Source organism: Pseudactinotalea sp. Z1748, assembly GCF_049725185.1.
Lineage (GTDB): Bacteria > Actinomycetota > Actinomycetes > Actinomycetales > Beutenbergiaceae > CALKWS01.
Genome location: NZ_JBMPQB010000005.1, coordinates 36,785 through 54,587, shown reverse-complemented (window position 1 = coordinate 54,587; position 17,803 = coordinate 36,785). Strand labels below are relative to the sequence as shown.

At 66.6% G+C, this 17,803-nt stretch carries 15 protein-coding genes; 5 read left to right on the top strand and 10 right to left on the bottom strand.

Features of this window, described 5'->3' with window-relative positions:
* Nucleotides 1-5: 5 nt before the first annotated feature.
* From smpB to ACO0LU_RS11885, 7 genes are all read right to left on the bottom strand, one after another.
* Nucleotides 6-512 carry an SsrA-binding protein SmpB gene (gene smpB / locus ACO0LU_RS11915; protein WP_424791578.1) on the bottom strand — a complete coding sequence of 169 codons (507 nt, stop codon included), beginning with the start codon at nt 510-512 and terminating at the stop codon, nt 6-8.
* 293 nt (nt 513-805) lie between these two features.
* The gene (locus ACO0LU_RS11910) at nt 806-2,428 is read right to left on the bottom strand and encodes a peptidoglycan DD-metalloendopeptidase family protein (RefSeq protein ID WP_424791577.1); all 1,623 of its coding nucleotides are present in this window, start codon (nt 2,426-2,428) and stop codon (nt 806-808) included.
* Between the two features lies 1 nt (nt 2,429).
* Entirely contained in the window at nt 2,430-3,344 is a 915-nt protein-coding gene (gene ftsX / locus ACO0LU_RS11905) for a permease-like cell division protein FtsX (RefSeq protein ID WP_424791576.1), read from the bottom strand.
* Complete coding sequence (gene ftsE, locus ACO0LU_RS11900; RefSeq protein WP_424791575.1) at nt 3,345-4,034, bottom strand: cell division ATP-binding protein FtsE; 690 nt, start codon at nt 4,032-4,034, stop codon at nt 3,345-3,347.
* A 362-nt stretch (nt 4,035-4,396) separates the two neighbouring features.
* Nucleotides 4,397-5,527: a peptide chain release factor 2 gene (gene prfB, locus ACO0LU_RS11895; protein WP_424791574.1), complete on the bottom strand. Its 1,131-nt coding sequence runs from the start codon at nt 5,525-5,527 to the stop codon at nt 4,397-4,399.
* Between the two features lie 90 nt (nt 5,528-5,617).
* Nucleotides 5,618-7,345 (bottom strand): DUF4091 domain-containing protein, encoded by a 1,728-nt coding sequence (locus ACO0LU_RS11890; protein ID WP_424791573.1) that lies wholly within the window; start codon nt 7,343-7,345, stop codon nt 5,618-5,620.
* A 78-nt stretch (nt 7,346-7,423) separates the two neighbouring features.
* Nucleotides 7,424-8,917 carry an aldehyde dehydrogenase family protein gene (locus ACO0LU_RS11885; RefSeq protein WP_424791572.1) on the bottom strand — a complete coding sequence of 498 codons (1,494 nt, stop codon included), beginning with the start codon at nt 8,915-8,917 and terminating at the stop codon, nt 7,424-7,426.
* A gap of 127 nt (nt 8,918-9,044) precedes the next feature.
* On the opposite strand from ACO0LU_RS11885, the gene ACO0LU_RS11880 reads away from it, so the two are divergent.
* Entirely contained in the window at nt 9,045-9,818 is a 774-nt protein-coding gene (locus ACO0LU_RS11880) for an SDR family NAD(P)-dependent oxidoreductase (RefSeq protein WP_424791571.1), read from the top strand.
* Nucleotides 9,819-9,944: 126 nt separating this feature from the next.
* Here the strand turns inward: ACO0LU_RS11880 and ACO0LU_RS11875 are convergent, their stop codons facing one another.
* Together ACO0LU_RS11875 and ACO0LU_RS11870 are read right to left on the bottom strand one after the other, a co-directional pair.
* Nucleotides 9,945-10,967, bottom strand: a complete 1,023-nt coding sequence (locus ACO0LU_RS11875) for an N-acetylglucosamine-6-phosphate deacetylase (protein WP_424791570.1) — start codon at nt 10,965-10,967, stop codon at nt 9,945-9,947.
* A 28-nt stretch (nt 10,968-10,995) separates the two neighbouring features.
* Nucleotides 10,996-11,790: a 6-phosphogluconolactonase gene (locus ACO0LU_RS11870; RefSeq protein WP_424791569.1), complete on the bottom strand. Its 795-nt coding sequence runs from the start codon at nt 11,788-11,790 to the stop codon at nt 10,996-10,998.
* A 160-nt stretch (nt 11,791-11,950) separates the two neighbouring features.
* Between ACO0LU_RS11870 and ACO0LU_RS11865 the strand changes: the two genes are divergently transcribed.
* Nucleotides 11,951-13,177 (top strand): AGE family epimerase/isomerase, encoded by a 1,227-nt coding sequence (locus tag ACO0LU_RS11865; protein WP_424791568.1) that lies wholly within the window; start codon nt 11,951-11,953, stop codon nt 13,175-13,177.
* A gap of 27 nt (nt 13,178-13,204) precedes the next feature.
* Here the strand turns inward: ACO0LU_RS11865 and ACO0LU_RS11860 are convergent, their stop codons facing one another.
* A complete protein-coding gene (locus tag ACO0LU_RS11860) occupies nt 13,205-14,185 on the bottom strand; it encodes a LacI family DNA-binding transcriptional regulator (RefSeq protein WP_424791567.1) in 981 nt (326 codons plus the stop codon).
* Nucleotides 14,186-14,643: 458 nt separating this feature from the next.
* Here ACO0LU_RS11860 and ACO0LU_RS11855 point away from each other — a divergent pair, with 458 nt between their 5' ends.
* The 3 genes from ACO0LU_RS11855 (at nt 14,644) to ACO0LU_RS11845 (ending at nt 17,802) form a co-directional block, all read left to right on the top strand.
* Nucleotides 14,644-15,918: an ABC transporter substrate-binding protein gene (locus ACO0LU_RS11855; protein WP_424791566.1), complete on the top strand. Its 1,275-nt coding sequence runs from the start codon at nt 14,644-14,646 to the stop codon at nt 15,916-15,918.
* 88 nt (nt 15,919-16,006) lie between these two features.
* Complete coding sequence (locus ACO0LU_RS11850) at nt 16,007-16,936, top strand: carbohydrate ABC transporter permease (RefSeq protein WP_424791565.1); 930 nt, start codon at nt 16,007-16,009, stop codon at nt 16,934-16,936.
* Nucleotides 16,936-17,802: a carbohydrate ABC transporter permease gene (locus tag ACO0LU_RS11845; RefSeq protein ID WP_424791564.1), complete on the top strand. Its 867-nt coding sequence runs from the start codon at nt 16,936-16,938 to the stop codon at nt 17,800-17,802. Before ACO0LU_RS11850 ends, ACO0LU_RS11845 begins: the two co-directional genes overlap by 1 nt.
* Nucleotide 17,803 lies beyond the last annotated feature (1 nt).

Here is a 17,803-nt window from a genome sequence, read left to right as displayed (position 1 = left end):
GCACGTCAGCGGCTCTGCCGCAGACTCATCGCACGCTCGGCCTCGCGGGCATCCTGCTTCTCCCGGAGCGCGTGCCTCTTGTCCCACTCGCGCTTTCCGCGGGCCAGGGCGATCTCGACCTTGGCCCGGCCGCGCAGGAAGTACAGCCTCAAGGGCACGATGGTGTGGCCCTTCTCCCGTGTCTTGGCGGCCAGTTTGTCGATCTGCTCGCGGTGCAGCAGGAGTTTCCGGCGACGGCGAGGGGCGTGGTTGGTCCAGGTGCCTTGGGCGTACTCGGCGATGTGCACGCCCTCCAGCCAGGCCTCGCCGCGGTCGACGTTCACCCAGCCGTCGGTGAGCGAGGCCCGCCCGGCACGCAGCGCCTTGACCTCGGTGCCGGTCAGGGCAATGCCTGCTTCGAAGGTTTCGTCGATGTGGAAGTCATGCCGCGCGCGGCGGTTGCTGGCGATGAGGGTGCGCTCGTCCGCAGGGTCCTTGGCCTTCTTCTTGGCGCCCTTGTTCTTGCTGCTCATCGCTGCCTCACCTCCGCCCGCTTCTCCGGCTTGGTCAGGCTAGTCCACCGACCGACGCCGTGCGAAACCCATAACAGGGCCCGCAGCCCGCCCACCGCCCGCCACCGCTACCGGTCGCCGGCGCCGCAGCCCGCCACCCGCCGCCGCTACCGGTCGCCGCTACCGGTCGGCGAGGGCGAGCCTGCGCTCCGAGGGCGAGCCACACAGCACTCGCCCTGGGCTGGGCGACTCGGCCTCGGCCCAGGTCTGCGACGGCCGTCGGCGAGGCAGAGCGGCGGGGCGGGTTTCCTGGGTCAGGGCAGCATCGACATTGGGTTGATGGTGGAGCCGTTACGCCAGATCTCGTAGTGCACGTGGCAGCCGGTCACGGCCCCGGTGAGCCCGGTGTAACCGATGACCTGCCCCTGGGAGACCCGCTGTCCCTGGCTGACGGCGAATCGGGACAGGTGGTTGGTCACGGTCACGTAGGAGTTCCCGCCGATCACACCATGGTTGATCATCACCTGGTTGCCGTGCGTGCCATTGCCACGCGCGGGCCGCACCGCCACCACGGTGCCGGCGGCCGTCGCGCGCTGTGCCTCACCGCAGTGGGAGCGCAGGTCAACGCCACGATGGAAGAAGCGCCCGCCCGTGATCGGGTAGATGCGGTAGCCGTAACTGGACGTCACGTGCCACGTGCCGGTCACGGGGCGGATGAAGATCTGGTTCGAGGAGGAACCACCCGAACTGGACGAGCCACCGGAACTGGACGAACCGCCCGAGGAGCCACCAGAGCCGGAACCGCCCCCGGACGAACCGGAACTGCGGCTGGATTGTTGCTGCTGGCGCTCCCGCTCGGCCCGCTCACGCTCCTGGCGCTCCCGCTCGGCCCGCTCCCGCTCCTGACGCTCCCGCTCCTGACGCTCTCGCTCGATCCGTCGCTGCCGCTCCCGCTCGGCGGCCTCCGCAGCCTGTATCTCAGCGATCTCGGAGGCCAGGGCCTCGTTCTCAGCCTCCAGGTTGGCCTGCTCGGACTCGAACTGCTCGGACAGATCCTCCAATTCGGCCGCACGGGCCTCCTGGTCGGCCTTCAGCCCTTCGATCTCCACCACCAGGTCCTGGGCCTCCTGGCGGGCGACGTCGGCGGCGGCCACGGCCTCCTGGGCCTCCACGTGCAGGTCGTCGATCCGGGCTTCCACCGCCTCCAGCCGGACCTGGCGGTTGCGGTTCACGGCCGAGAGGTTCTCCAGGTCCACCAGTGCCTGGTTCTGGGTACGCATCGCCGAGTTCATCACCGAGTACTGGTTGGCGAACTCCGAGGGGCTGGAGGCATCGAGCACCACAGTGATCGCGCTGATCCCCGGCCCGCCGCGGTAGGTGGACCGGGCTACCTCCCCCATCGCTGATTCGGTGCCGACGATCTCCTCCTCACCCGTGGCGATCTCCGCGCTCAGATCCGCCTGCTGGGCCTGGGCCACCTCAAGGCGGCCCTGGACCGAATCCCGGTGCCGCTCGGCTGCGGCCAGTTCCTCGTTGGCCTGCACCAGTTCGGCTTCGGCGATGGGCAGACGGCGGTTGATCGAGTCCAGTTCCAGGTAGGTCTCGGCCAGGTCCACGTTGGTGCCCTCCAGGGCGGAGGTGACCTCTTCGTGCTCGCGCTGGTTCTCCTGCTGCTGCTGCTCCAGTTCCGATCGGGAGTCGCGCAGTTCGCCGAGCCGGTCCGCCTGGGCGGGCACGGCGAAGGCCAGCGCCCCCACCACCACAGCCAGCCACATGGCCAGCATCCGGGCGGAGATCCCCCGCACCCGGGTGGGCCACTGCGCTACCCGGGCGCGGAACGCCGTCAACGGGCCTGCGGCGCTCGGGCTCGAGCCGCTCGGGCTCGGGGTATCCGCTTTCGAGGTCTTCGGAACGGGAGAACTCAACTGCGCAGACATCTCACACCTTCGTGTATCGGTTCAGGCTGACCAGTGAACTGACGGCGGCAAGGAGAATCCCGATCCCAACCAGCAACGGCGCGATCGTCCACACATCCGGAGTACCCACGAAGTTCACCCAGACGAACGACTCGGCCAACCACCCCTCGATCAGGTAGTTCGCGCCCAGCCACAACCCACTGATCGCCAGCGCTGCCCCAGCCAGTGCGGCGATGGCGCCTTCGAGCATGAAAGGCAGTTGGATGAAGAAGTTCGAGGCGCCCACCAGGCGCATGATCGAGGTCTCCTTGGACCTGCTCATCGCCGAGAGCCGGATCGTGGTGGTGATCAGCAGCACCGCGGTCAGCGTCATGACGCCGGCAAGCCCGGCGGCCAGGGCGGTGACCCGGTTCAGGACCAGGAACAGCGGCTCCAGGATGGCGCGCTGATCCACCACCGACTCCACCCCGGCCCGGCCCGAGACCTCATCGGCCACCACCTGGTACTGCTCCGGGTCATGCAGGGACACCCGGTAGGACATCTGCATCTGGTCCGCCGAGACGCGGCTGGCCCAGTCCTGCTCACCGAACTGATCCTGGAAGGCCTCGTGGGCCTCCTCCTTGGTCTCGGTGTACACCTCCTGCACGTACGGGCTCAACGCCTCCGACTCCAACACGCCGAGGACCTCGTCGGCCTGCTCATCGGACACCTCGCCGGAGGCGCAGGTAGGCACCGAGGAGGACTCCGGGCACAGGAACACCGAGACCTCTACGGCGTCGTACCAGTCGTCCTTCATGTTGGCGATCTGCATCTGCAACAGCACGGCCGCGCCCACGAAGGTCAGTGACACGAAGGTCACCAGCATCACCGACACGGCCATCGCCAGGTTCGCGCGCAGACCCTGGAAACACTGGGAGAGAACGAATCGGAGTCTCATTTAACGCTCCGCCCCGTAGACGCCTCTGGCCTGGTCGCGCACCATCTGCCCATCGACCAGTTCCACGACTCGTTTACGCATCTGGTCCACGATCTCGTCGTCGTGGGTGGCCATCACGATCGTGGTGCCGGTCCGGTTGATCCGGTCCAGCAGCCGCATGATCCCCACCGAGGTGGAGGGGTCCAGATTCCCGGTCGGCTCGTCGGCCAGCAGGATCGCCGGCCGGTTCACGAACGCCCGCGCGATCGCCACCCGCTGCTGCTCCCCACCGGACAACTCGGTCGGCAGACGTCGTTCCTTGCCGGCCAGGCCGACCAGTTCGAGGGTTTCGGGCACCGTGGACATCACGTGGTGACGGGGTTTACCGATCACCTGCAGCGCCAGCGCCACGTTCTCGAACACGGTCTTGGACTGCAGCAACCGGAAGTCCTGGAAGACCGTGCCGATGGTGCGGCGCAGGTGCGGGACCTTCCATTGGGAGATCTTGGACAGGTCCCTGCCTGCGACGAATACCTTGCCGTTGGTGGGGCGTTCCTCGCGCAGCACCAGGCGTAGGAACGTCGACTTGCCCGAGCCGGAGGCACCCACGAGGAACAGGAACTCCCCGCGCTCGACCTCCAGTTCGATTCGGTCCAGTGCAGGCCGAGCCCCGCGGGCGTAAACCTTGGAGACCTTCTGGAAACGGATCACGAGGGCAATTCCGGCCAGTCTCGACAGTAGGGCAAACCGGGGGAAGCGTTATACCTGGCCATTGGCACCATAGGAAGGGCCCGCGCCACATCGACGGATGACACGCCGGGCTGGCCCCAGCAATGCCCCACTCCGGGCCGTAGATGGCCTCCGATCAGCGAAAACGCTCGACGGCGTGAGGCACCTCACCCCCAGCCGTAGCCGACGTCGCAACTCAAGCCGCCGAAGTCAGCATTAGTCGGCCGAGGCAGCCGGTTGAGCCGAACAATGCTGGCTTCGACGGGCCGGGGGGGGCGGGGGGGCAGGGGGGTGGGGGTGAGGGTGAGGCCGGTGGGGCCGGGGGGTGGGGGTGGGCCGTTAACTCAGGCGTTGGCGGCGGAGGCCGCGGCTGCCGTTTGGGTGTTCTTGCGCCAGCGGATGCCGGCGTCGATGAATCCGTCGATGTCGCCGTCAAACACCGATGACGGGTTGCCCGCCTCGTGCTCGGTGCGCAGATCCTTGACCATCTGGTACGGCTGCAGCACGTAGGAGCGCATCTGATCCCCCCAGGAGGCCTTGACGTCCCCGGCCATCGCCTTCTGGGCGGCGTTCTCCTCCTGCTGACGCTGCAGCAACAGCCGGGACTGCAGCACCCGCAGCGCCGCGGCCCGGTTCTGGATCTGGGACTTCTCGTTCTGCATCGACACCACGATCCCGGTGGGGATGTGCGTCATCCGGACCGCGGAGTCGGTGGTGTTCACGCTCTGCCCACCCGGGCCGGAGGAGCGGTAGACGTCCACCTTGATCTCGTTCTCGGGGATATCGATGTGGTCGGTCTTCTCGATCAGCGGGATCACTTCGACCGCGGCGAAGGAGGTCTGGCGTCGTCCCTGGTTGTCGAACGGGGAGATCCGGACCAGCCGGTGGGTGCCTGCTTCCACCGACAAGGTGCCGTAGGCGTAGGGAACCTTCACCTCGAAAGTGGCCGACTTCAGCCCCGCCTCCTCGGCGTAGGAGGTGTCCAGCACCGCAGTGGGATAACCCTTGCGTTCGGCCCAGCGCAGGTACATGCGCATGAGCATCTCGGCGAAATCGGCCGCGTCCACACCGCCGGCCCCGGCGCGGATGGTGATGACCGCTTCGCGCTGGTCGTACTCCCCGGACAACAGTGTGCGGATCTCGAGCTCGGACAGCGTGTCTCTGATCGCGGTCAGTTCGGCCTCGGCCTCGGCGAGGGTGTCGGCGTCGGCCTCCTCCTCGGCCAGTTCCACCAAAGCCCCCAGGTCGTCGATCCGGGTCTCCAACTTGGTCATCCGCTCCAGTTCCCCCTGGGCGTAGGAGAGCTGACTGGTCACGGCCTGGGCCTTGTCCTGGTCGTCCCACAGGTCCGGGGCCGTGGCCTGCTCGGACAAGTCGGCGATCCGGGCGCGCAGGGCGTCCGGATCGCTCACCGCCTCGATCGAGGCGAGCGTAGAGCGGAGGTCGGCGATCTCGCTGGGAAAGTCAGTGGCCACACCTCGAGGTTACGCGATCAGCACCCCCGCGGCACCCATCCCACCGCAGGTTCACCCCGGCGGACGCGGCCGGCGGGTTCGGCCGTGCGGCTACTTCGACGGTGCCGCTAGTTCGGCCAGGATCCGCTCGTCGACTGCTCGCCGTGCGTTCAGGTGCGCGCGCCGGTCGTAGTCGAACCGGGAGTAACTGAGTTCACCACCTTGGTCCACGTAACTCGCCGCCGTGTCGTGATCGGTGAGGTCGCGCAGCAACTGCAGGGCCCGATGGTCATCCATCCCCTGGGTGAACACCCGGTACCGCACCGACGGCCAGGCCGTCCCGTCCGGCGCCGGGTACACGATGGAGGCGTCCCCACCGGGGAACGCCCCGCCCGCGCAGGTGTCGGCGAACGGATCGAGGGAACCGAGCGAGAACTGGGTGTTCCAGAAGTTGAAGCCCCAGTGCAGGAAACCGGGCGCCCGGTTCACGAACAACTGCCGGCCGAGGACCCGGTTGCGCACCGAGGGCATCGCGATGAACCGGTTGGCCACGTCGGTGTGCTGGGAGACGCAGTAGTAGACGAAGGGGTTCATCCCCGCGGCGCGAAACGGTTCCACGGAATCGGTGGCCACGATCGGGATGGCGACGGCATCGACGAAGTCGAAGTCGCTGAGGGCGTCGGCCACGTCCGCACCGGCGAGCAGGTCGTGGACCACCTCCCGGGCCGCGAGGTAAGTGTCGCGGTCTGCCGGGTGCGGCTCATCGCTGATGTGCCACAGCACTGATCCCTCCGGCCACTCCTGGTCCAGGTAGGCGCGCAGCGCCGGCAGCAGTTGCTCCAGCAGACCTCGGTACCGCGGGTCGGTGGCCGGCACGTGCCAGCCGAAACGGTGCTCCCGACCACTGGGGGTGTCCACGTAGATCGCCGGAGTCGCCTTCGCCCCCCACTGGGTGAACAGATGCGCGATCTCGACGGTGGTGATGCCGTGCTTGCGACACAACGCCAGCCACCGACCCAGACGGGAGAAGTCGAAGGCGTACCCGTTGCCGTCGTCGGCGATACCGACGAGTTGCACCGGAGTCCGGGTGCCACCCACGGCCGTGTCCAGGGGCGGCGTCCAGGTCGGAGTGAGCAGGGAGGTCACGCGCATCCGTGCAGCGGCGCCGATGAACGCCTCCAGGCGCTCCCAGTGCTCGGCACCGAAGGCCTCGACCCCGTAGTAGTCGGCCAGGCAATCAGCATGGAGCCAATGGGTGTTGATGATGTCCAAGGCCGGTAGGTCCACCGGGTGCACCTGCACGGGCACATCGACCTGGTACAGCACCTGGGAGTCGGACTCCCGCACGATCCGCACGCCCACGGTGCGCGAACCTGCGTGCTCGGCCTCGTCGATGCGGACGTCGAACCAGAGGGCACCCCAGGACGCGGTCAACGGCCGCACCAGGGCACCGTCCGGAAGTGGCTTGAGCAGGTCCGGGTACAACCCCGGCGCGTCTCGCAGGTACCCGGCATCGTGTCCGTCGAAGGCCGCCAACGTCACCGGGACCAGCTCGACCGTGCTCACAACGGTGAACGGAGCGGACGCGTCGTCCACCTCGACCCGGATGCGGTCCCCGCCACCACTGCCATGGGCGGGCGGAAGGTAGGCCACTTGGAACGAGAGGGTCTCCCCGAGGAACCCGCATAGTTCGTCCTGCGCGGCAGCCGGTGGCACGTCGTCGGGGAACACCTTGGTCAACGCATCGGCGCGGACGAAGGTCCAGTCCGGTCTGGGGTAGGGGTGGGTGCGCCGGATCGACCCGGTCATCGCTGCCTCGGTCCTATCTGCCTCGGTCATAACTGCCACCGTATGGGCTCGCAAAAGGAAGCGGCGACAACCGGCCCGTGCGGCGGGGCGTCGCCCCGGATCCCAGCCTCAGCGCAGCCGGCGCCCCAGCACGCGGCTGTAGGCGTCCAGACCGCCGCGCACCACCTTGCTCACCCGGGTGTCCCCGGGCCCGCCGAGCAGTCGTGCCACCGAGACCGGCAGGTTGGACCCACCGACGGTGCGCAGGTGGGAGAACCGGTCGAACCCGAACTTGCCGTGATGGTGACCGATTCCGGAGGCACCCACACCACCGAACGGGGTGCCCGGCACCACATTGGTGAGGGCGAAGTCGTTGCGGGCCACGCCTCCGGAACGAGTGCGGGCTACGAAGGTGCGGAAGTCGCCGTCGTCCGGACCGAACCACGTCGCCACCAAGGGCGCCGGCCGCTCGGCAAGGTCATCCAGGACCCGGTCCAGGTCCCGGTAGGGCTGAACCTGCAGCACCGGACCGAAGACCTCTTCGGTGTCGATGCGCATCTTCTGGGTCACGTTCAGCACCACGGTGGGTGAGATCAGCCGGGCCGCGCGCATCGCGTCGGTGCCCTCGGCGTCGGATCGCACCGATCCGATCACCTGGGCGCCGTGGTTCTCGGCGTCGGCCAGCAGGTCCTCGATCCGCTCATGTGACTCCTCGTTGATGATCGTGGTGACCTCCCCCCGCTCGAACAATTCCGGCAGGTCCCGGCCCCAGGTGTTGAACACCTCCTGCACGAACGTCCGGGTGGCCTCCTCCGGCACGTACACCCGCTCCGGACACAGGCAGGTCTGTCCGCCGTTGATCAGGCGGGCGCGGGCCACCCGCTCGGCGGCGCGGCGCAGTCGCTTGCGGTCGGCGGCGGTGTGCTCGGAGATCACCACCGGGTTCTTCCCGCCCAACTCCAGCGTGACCGGGGTCAGGTTCGCCGCGGCCGCAGCCATCACCTGCGCGCCGGTGGCCGCCGAACCCGTGAACAGCAGGTGGTCCAGGTCCAGAGCGGCGAAGTCCTTGGAGACCTGGACGTCCCCGGTGAGCACCGCGACCTCCTCGACGTCGAAAGCGTCATGGATTGCGTTGGCGAACACCCCGGCGGTCTGGGGCACCTCCTCCGACATTTTGATCATCACCCGGTTGCCCGCCGCCAGCGCGCTGACTGCGGGAACCGCGGAGAAGTTGATCGGGTAGTTCCACACCCCCATGACCCCCACCACGCCCAGCGGGGAGGGTTGGATCCAGGCGGGCATCCCGGCCAGGCGCAGCGCGGCCGAGCCCACCCGGCTGCCAGCCGGGCGCCGGCGCATCCACCGCCCCAGGCCCGCGCGCAGCGTCTCAGCCTCCATGGCGAAGGCGGTGACGTCGGCCACCAGCGACAGGATCGGGGGCCGGTTGCCGAAGTCGGCCGAGATCGCCTCGGCGAGTTCGTCGGAGTGGGAGACCACAGCGCGGGCGAACCGGTCGATCCGCTCTCGCCGGGTGGCCGCATCGGGGGGACCGTCACGGTGGAAGGCCTTTCGCTGCAGGCGTAGCACCTCCGACATCGGGTGAGAGGTAGTGGTGGCGCTCATCGTCCCAGCCTGCCTCTTTCGGCGGCGAAGTGCCAATGGCGCCCGGCAGGCAGTAGGCCCACCGGGCGGGCCATGCCTCGGCGAGGAATACTGGGGGCCGATTGTGTCCAGCAAGGAAAGGAGCATCATGGACCTGACCGGCAAGAAGATCATCGTGACCGGGGGCGCCCGGGGCATGGGTGCGGCCACCGTCGCCGCCTACGTGGAGGCGGGCGCCACCGTCGTGGCGATGGACGTGCTCGACGACGAGGGCCACGCGGTCGCCGAGTCCGCCACCCAGACCGGCCCCGGCTCGGCGAGTTACCGGAACCTCGATGTGTCGAACAAGGGCAGGGTGGACATCGTGTTCGCCGAGGCGGTCGAGCAGATGGGCGGGTTGGACGTGCTGGCCCACCCGGCCGCGATCCAGCGCTCGGCGACCGCGGAGAACACGCCGGTGTCGGACTGGGATCTGATGTTCGCGGTGAACGTGCGCGGGACGATGCTCACCAACGCCGCAGCGCACCGGCACATGAAGGGCACCGGCGGATCAATCATCAACTTCGGGTCGATCTCGGGCCTGCGTGCGGAGATCTCGGCCCCGGCCTACTCCGCGTCGAAGGGCGCAGTGCACTCCTGGACCCGCACCGCCGCCGGATCGTGGGGCAAGGACAACATCCGGGTGAACGCCATCCTGCCCGCGATCGCCACCCCGATGTACGACGAGGCGATTGCCCGGCTCGATCATGACGGGCGCACCGCGCACTATTGGCAGAACGAGGAATCCATCGCCCTGGGCCAGAAGTACGGCGATCCCAAGGAGGACCTCGGGCCGGTGATGGTGTTCCTGGCCTCCGACGGCTCCCGGTTCATCACCGGCCAACTCATCCCGGTCGACGGCGGTCAAGCCTCCGTTCGTTGACGATGCGGCCCGCAGAGGGCCTTGTGATCGTGGCCGGGCACTCCGGCAGCGGCCGACGACGACACAGCGCCATCGCGGCCGGTTCACCTGTCCTGGGGCCGCTCCACTCCTCGGGCTGCTCCACGGTCAGGCGCGGTAGACCTCGACCCCGGCCACACGGGTCGCCACCACCTCATCACCGTCCCACTCGATGGTGTCGGCGCCGCGAGTGGCCCGTTCAGCCAGGCCGAGGATCGTGGCGGGGTTGGTGGTGGCCATGCGCAGGATGTCACCGCGTTCGAAGGGCAGGTGCCGACGCATCCAGGCCACACCGTGCCGCAGGGAATGCCCCGATCCGGCCAGCAGGTGCGTTCCGGCCAAGGTCAGGCGACCGTCGTCGTGCACGGTGACGTTCCCGCCCACCGGGGTCCGATAGGCCCCGGGAGCGACTCCGGCCAGGGCGACCGAGTCGGAGGTGAGGACCGTGCGCTCGAGTCCCTTGGCGCGGATGAACGCGGTGAGAGTGTCGGTGGGCAGGTGATGTCCGTCCGGGATCACCATCGCGATGAGCCGGTCCTGGGCAAGCTGGGCCCAGATGTGGTTCGGGTGGCGCGGCAACACCGGGTAGGTGCCGTTGCCCAGATGGGTGCTCAGGGTGGCGCCGGCCCGTGCGGCGTCGTGAATGTCCACGGGTTCGGCGGCGCTGTGCCCTAGAGACACACGCACTCCGCGCTCGATGGCCCCGGCGATGTAGTCCAGAGTTCCGGTGCGCTCGGGGGCGAGCGTGACGATCCGCACCAGGCCCCGCGCCACCTGTTGCCAACGGTCCAGTTCACCCAGGTCCGGGTCGCGCAGATTGTCAGCGTCGTGCGCTCCCCGGGGTCCGTCATCGGGTGCCAGGTACGGGCCTTCGACGTGCACCCCGGCGATGCTGTGGGCAATCAGCGGATCGGTTCTCCGGGCAGCGGCGATCTGGGCCAGGCAATGCTCGATCTTGTCCGCACCGGCGGTGATCACCGTGGGCAGATAGGTGGTGACCCCCTGCGTCCACAGCGCCCGGGTGAGGTCGACGATCGTCTGGGGCGTGACGTCGTCGGCGTTCACGTCATGGCCGGCGTACCCGTTGATCTGCAGATCGATCAGGCCGGCGGTGCGTTCGGTGGGCGGCATGGGCTCAGTGTGAGCGGGCACTGCGCCGTCAGTTCGTCCCGACGCGCTGGGCCGGGAAATCAGCAGGCAAGGAGCCCGCTGCGTCCTCGTCCAGGAACAGATGGGCGCTGGCGTGGGTGCGCAGCGCGCTGGCCGGCAGTGCGGGCGTGATGGGGCCGGTGAGCGCAGCGGCGACCGAAGCGGCCTTGGGCTCGCCCAGTACGGTGCCTACGATGACGCCACCGTGCATGATCGCCGGTACCGTCAGGGTCAGCGCATGGGTGGGGACCTCATCGAGGGTGGCGAAGAGTCCCTCATCGACCTGCTGCTGACGGGAGGCGTGCGCCAGGGCGATCTCGCGGACCAGCGTCGGGTCGTTGAAGTCGGTGTCACCGGGCTCGTTGAACGCCAGATGGCCGTTCACGCCGATGCCCAGGCAGACCAGGTCGATCGGGCCTGCCTCGAGTGCCTGGGTGTAACGCTCGATCTCGGCCGCCGCTTCGCCATCGGTACGGATGCGGTCCAGGCCGGGCTGGGCCTGCTCCGGCAGCCGATCGGCGAGCCACTGGCCAAAGGCGGCCGGGTGATGCGGGTCCAAGCCCAGGTAGTCATCCAGGTGCATCGAGGTCACCTTCGACCAGTCGATCCCTTCGGATGCACCCAGGGTGGCGATGGTCGCCTCCTGGGACGGGGCGCTGGCGAATATCACCCTGGCCCGGCCACGCTTTGCCAGCGCCTCGCGCAACACCTCGGCCGCGACCTGCCCAGCGTGGGCACCGGCCTGCTCGGCAGTGGGCGCGATACCGACATTGATCTCGGTGGGAACATTCACACTGGCGGACATGCCTTGGTCTCTCTTCGGTAGGATAGTTCTGCAAGCGATTGCATCAATGTAGCCAACTCAAGGCCGGTTAGGCAAACACCAACGGTGACAACCGTTGATCGTCACCACAAACCAGCCCGTGCACCGTCACGCCCCCAGCAACGAAGGTGAGGCACCCGTCATGTCCGAGGCAGCACGACACGCAGCCGAGCAAGCCCGTACCCACCTGCAGACATTGATCCTGCCGTACTGGCTCTCTCACGGAATCGATGAGGAACTCGGTGGTTTCTTCACCTGTTTCGACAACCGGGGCCGCCAGCGGGTCTCCACGGACAAGTTCACCTGGTCCCAGGGTCGGTTCGTGTGGCTACTCGCGCGTGCAGCGGGGTTGGCGCACCGCGGCATGCTGGATGCCGATCCCGCTGACCTCCTCGGCCACGCTGAGCGCGGTGCGCAGTTCCTTCTCGATCATGCTGTGTTGCCTGAGGGAACCACACACTTCGTGGTCGGGCGGGACGGGGGCCCCGCACAGTCGCCGGATCAGCCCGAACGCAGCGTCTACGCCGACTGGTTCGTCGTGATGGGCCTGTCCGAACTAGCGGCCCAGACCGGTGACCGGCGTTGGCTGGATCGGGCACTGCCGGTGTTGGAGCGGTCCCGATCGGATCACTTTTCCGGTACCGCACCCACTCCTCCGTATGAGGTTCCGGCCGGCCACAGCGCCTACGGCCCGCGGATGATCCTGGCCAATACGTTGCTCGTCGCCGCCCAGGCAGCCGCGGCGCTGGGTATTCACGACCATCTGCGCGAGTACCTGGCCGCAGCAATCCAGGACGTGCTGTGGCACCGGCTCGACGACGGCATCTTTACCGAGATGCCGGGGCCGGACCCTGAGGGCCTAGTGACCCGTCACCGGGTCCCCGGACACGCCATCGAGGGCATTTGGGTACTGCTTGAGTCGTTGGACCTGCTGGAGGACGGTCGGGACCGCGGGCCCTTGCTCCAATCGGTCGTGGCGATGTGCGAGTTGGGCTGGGACCCCCAGCATGGCGGGATCTTGCGCTACACCGATGCGACCGGGCCGAGCAAGCCCACGGGGAGTGCCGGTGGTAGCGCTTATGAGGAGTTGGTCCGCAGCACGTGGTCGACCAAATTGTGGTGGGTCCACTCCGAGGCCGCCGCCACTACGGCGATCGCAGCGTTCCAGTTCGGGTACGCGGCGGCTCGTCCCTGGTTCGATCGGATCTGGGACTACACGATGAACACCTTCCCCGGCGGAGCGGAGGGTGCGGAATGGATCCAGATCCGCGATCGCGCCGGGTTGCCGATGGACCAGGTGGTGGCGCTACCGGTGAAGGACCCTTTCCACATCACCCGGAACCTGATGCAGATCATGCAGGTGGGCTGAACCTCACACCGGGGCGCTGCCACGACCTCACCCCGGGGGCGCCGCCACGGTGCCGCGCCGCTGCAGTTCGCCTTTGAGGGTAATGCTGCGGGCACGCTCTCCGGCGACGACCCGGTTCAGCAACGCCACGGCCTGGGCGCCCAACTCCACCATCGGAGCCGCGACCGTGGTCAGGGACGGGGTCATCGTCTGGGCTAACAGGACATCGTCACATCCGACAATGCTGCGGTCATGCGGAACCCGCTCCCCCTCGTCGTTGAGACCGGCGATGATGCCGGCCGCCATCAAGTCATCGAAGGCGATGATCGCTGTCGCCCCGGAATCGATTAACTCCCGGGCCGCGGCACGACCATCCCGGAACTGGGCCTCCAGCGGACCCACTTCCACCAGGGCCACATCCTCGTGGTGAGCCCAGGAGCGCACCGCCTCAGCCCGGCGGTCTGCCGCCCACGAACCGACGGGACCCAACACCAGCGCAAATCGGTGGTGACCCACGTCGCGGAGATGGTTGGCAGCCTCATGCAGCGCATCGGTGTTGTCGCAGACGACCGATGGAAGGCCCCGAACCAGCCGGTTGACCACCACGCTGGGAATCCCAGCGAGCATCGAGCGAAGTCGATTCGTCGGCAGTCGCGGCGAAGCGACGATCAGCCCGTCGACCTGGGGACGAATCCTGCTGACCAGATCCTCCTCGGCAGTGGCACTGCGCTCGGAGTCGATCAGAATGACCTCTGCGTCATGCTCGGCCGCGGCATGCTGGACTGCGCGCACCAGGGGTGGAAAGAACGGGTTGGTAATGTCCGGAACCAGCAAGCCGAAGAGACCCGTACGCCCGGTCGCCAGCCCGCGGGCTGCCCGGTTGGGCGCGTAACCCAGTTCCTTGGCTTTGGCGAGCACCTGCTCGCGCACACTCGTCTTGACCAGGTCCGGGCGTGAGAACGCGCGCGAGACGGTCGACGCCGAGATGCCCAGTTCTGCGGCGATCGAATAGATCGTCACCCGCCTCATCACACGCCTCCTCATCCGCTGCCTTCCCGAGGGCACACGTTAGCGCCTCTGCCGCATGGTGAGGGGGCAATCGATGCTCACGCGCCAGGTAGGACGCCGACTGCTGCCTTCCGGTCGGTTGACAAGGGCCTACAGCGACCCCATACTCGACCGGAAAAGGCTTTCTGTAACTGCGGGATACCCGTCGTCCAACCCACCAGGGGTCGGAACGGACGCCGACCACGGATGCCGAATACCGTTCGCGAAAAATCACTGTGATTCCATTGGCGAGATATCGTGAGCGCATTCTTCTCCCTGCCTTGAACCCATTCCGCCACCCGGGAGAGGCCCATTTACCGCCCTGTTGAGACCAAACTGTTACGCCGATTTGTTGCCTGGCAACCGGCTTCCTCGATAAGGTAAACGCAACCGGTTGCATGCCGCGCTATTCGACACGTTCAGCCAATGATGGAGGACCCATGAAGCGTTCGAAGTTCATTACCGCCACTGCCGCCCTGGGAGGCGCCGCACTGCTCCTCGCCGCATGCGGAAGTGGCGGGGACGATACTCCCGTAGGTGTGCCCGATGACCCGGAGGACGTCTCCGGCAGCATCACCGTGTGGACCTATCCGCTGAGCACGGTGGACTCCCTCGGCTGGTGGGAGCCCCACGTCGAGACCTTCAACGAGCAGTACCCCGATGTCGAGGTCGAGATCGTCATGCAGGCCTTCCAGAACCGTGAGGAAGCCCTGGTCACCGCGATCGCGGGGAACAACGCCCCGGACGTGGTCTACTTCAACCCCGACTTCATCCCGCAGTACGCCGAAGAAGATCTGCTGCTACCCCTGGATGACCTGCGCGATGACTGGGACAGCGCCTTCATCGACTCCTCCTTGGAGGCCATGACGTGGGATGACACGCTCTACGGTGCGCCCTTGCTGATGCAGATCATGACCTCGTACTGCAACACCGAGGTGATGGACGAAGCCGGCGTGGAGACCTGCCCCACCACGTGGGATGAACTCCGCGACGCAGCACCTCAGATCCACGACGCCGGTTACTACCCCACCCACTACGCCGGGACGGGCACTCTGAACCACTCCTACTACTTGTACCTGTGGCAGGCCGGCGGCGAGGTCCTCAACGAGGATCTCACGGCAGCAGCGTTCAACAGCCCCGAGGGCCTCGAAGCGCTGGAATTCCTCAAGGAAATGGCTGATGAGGGCTGGCTCCCGGCCGAACCGCTGAGCGTCAGCGAAACCTTCGAACAGAGCGAAGCCGGTCAGGGCAACGTCGGCTACATCATGGGCGCGAACCTCGGTGAGCACCGCACCACGCTGGACTCCGAGATCAAGGAGATTGTTCCGCCCATGAGCCACGTGGAACAGGTCGCCTCCGGTTCGGTGGGAGCATGGTCGATCTTCAACACCACCGACTCCCCCGAAGCCGCTCAGGCGTTCGTGCACTTCCTGTCCGACGAGGAGTTCATTGCGGAGTTCATCTCCGACTCCGGATTCCTGCCGCCGCGCGAGGACGTGGATGCCGATGCGATCTTCGCCGACGACCCCCAGACCGCCGAGGGTGCGCAGTACCTCGATACGGTCCGCACCGGTGTGATGCACCCGCAGGCACGCGAGATGATTGACACCATCCGCCCGCACATCCAGTCGGTGCTCCTGCAGGGAGCCGATCCGCAGGATGCGCTGGACGCCGCCGAGCAGGAGGTCAACGCCCTGCTGGAGCGGGCCGGCTGACAACCAGTCATGTGTCGCGTGGTTCGGGATCGCTGGCTGACCAGTTGACCCCGAACCACGCGGTGCTGATGTGAAAGGCATTCCTGATATGGCAGCAATCGTCTCCGCAGTGGACCAACGGCCAACCACCGACCCCCCGCAGCGCAAGCGGATCCCGCTGTGGCGGTCCAAGGGCGCCATGGTCGCGTATGTCTTCATTCTTCCGTACGTTCTCTTCTTCACCGTTTTCAGGATTGCCCCTGCCGTTTACGGCACGGTATTGAGTTTCGGTGACTACAGCCTTTCCGGGGCTTTCACTTTGGAGGGCCTGGACAACTACCGACGGCTATTCGCTGACTCCCTGTTCTGGAACGCGCTGCGGGTCACGGGAATCTATGCAGCAATCGCGATCCCGGTCACCGTCGCAATCTCACTTGCAATGGCGCAACTGTGTAACCGCGTGTTGCGTGGAATGTCATTCTTCCGGTCGATCTTCTTCCTGCCCGTGGTCACCTCCCCGGTGTTGGCCGGGATCGTGTTCATCTGGATCTTCAGCGGCGGTGGCCCGATCAACTCCGGGCTCAGCGTTTTCGGGCTCAACGTGGGCAATTGGCTGCAGAGCAGCGCTCTGGTTCTCCCGGCCCTGGCACTGGTCAGCGCCTGGCTGAACTTCGGCTACAACATGCTGATCCTGCTGGCCGGAATGCTGGCCATTCCAGGGGACTACTACGAGGCAGCCGAACTCGATGGAGCCTCAGCCTGGCAACGATTCCGCAAGATTACTCTGCCCCTGCTCAAACCCGCCCTGTTCTTCGTGCTGATCCTGGAGACGGTGAAGTCCTTCCAGGCTTTCGACACGATTTATGTGATGACCGGAGGCGGCCCGGTCCGCGCCAGTTACACGCTGACCTACATGATCTTCGACCAGGGCTTCGGATACTTCGACTTCGGATACGCCAGTGCCGTGGGCGTGGTGTTGCTGATCATCACCTTGATCTTCTCTCTCATCCAACGGCGCATCCTCGGGAGGGACAACTGATGGCTGGAACATTGACGCAGCCCACCGTGACGGATGTCCGCGCCGAACGGAAGTTGCGCCGCAAACCTTCCGGTCGCGGCACCTATGTGGTGCTCGCGCTGGCCGCGCTGATCACCGTCTTCCCGTTCTATGCGATGGTGATCATCTCGCTCCAACCCGGCGTTCCGATCAGCATCCCGGACTCGTTGTTCCCGGCATCGGTGTCGCTGGATTCGTATCGCGAGGCGCTGAACAGCCAGAGCATCCCGCAGTGGGCGTGGAACTCGGCCGTCTATTCGGTCGTCTCCGTGGTTCTGGTGCTGCTCTTTGCCTCGATGGCCGGGTACGCCTTCGCAAAGAAGCGGTTCCTGGGCCGCGAAATGATCTTCTGGGTCTTCATCGCGATGTTGATGATCCCCTACCACCTGACAATCATTCCGCAGTACATCATCGTCGGAGAACTGGGCGGGCTGAACACGATGTGGGGCATGATCGTTCCCACGATCGCCAATGCCCAAGCAATGTTCCTCATGCGGCAGTTCATCAAGGACGTCCCGGATGAGATCATTGACGCCGCGCGGATCGATGGGGCCGGTGAGTTTCGTATCTACTGGTCGGTTGTCATGCCGCAGACCAAACCGATCCTCGCCACTCTCGGTACCTTCGTATTCTTGTGGCACTGGAACGACTTTCTCTGGCCGCTGGTGTCCCAGCAGTCCCCGGGCAATTACGTGCTCACCGTCGGGCTGAACACGCTTCAAGAGCAGCAGGTGCCGCTGGCGACGCTGATGGCCTCGGCAGTCGTGACATTCATCCCCGCACTGTTGGTGTTCATCTTCCTGCAGCGCTACTTCGTGCGTGGCGTGATGATGTCCGGCATCAAGTGAC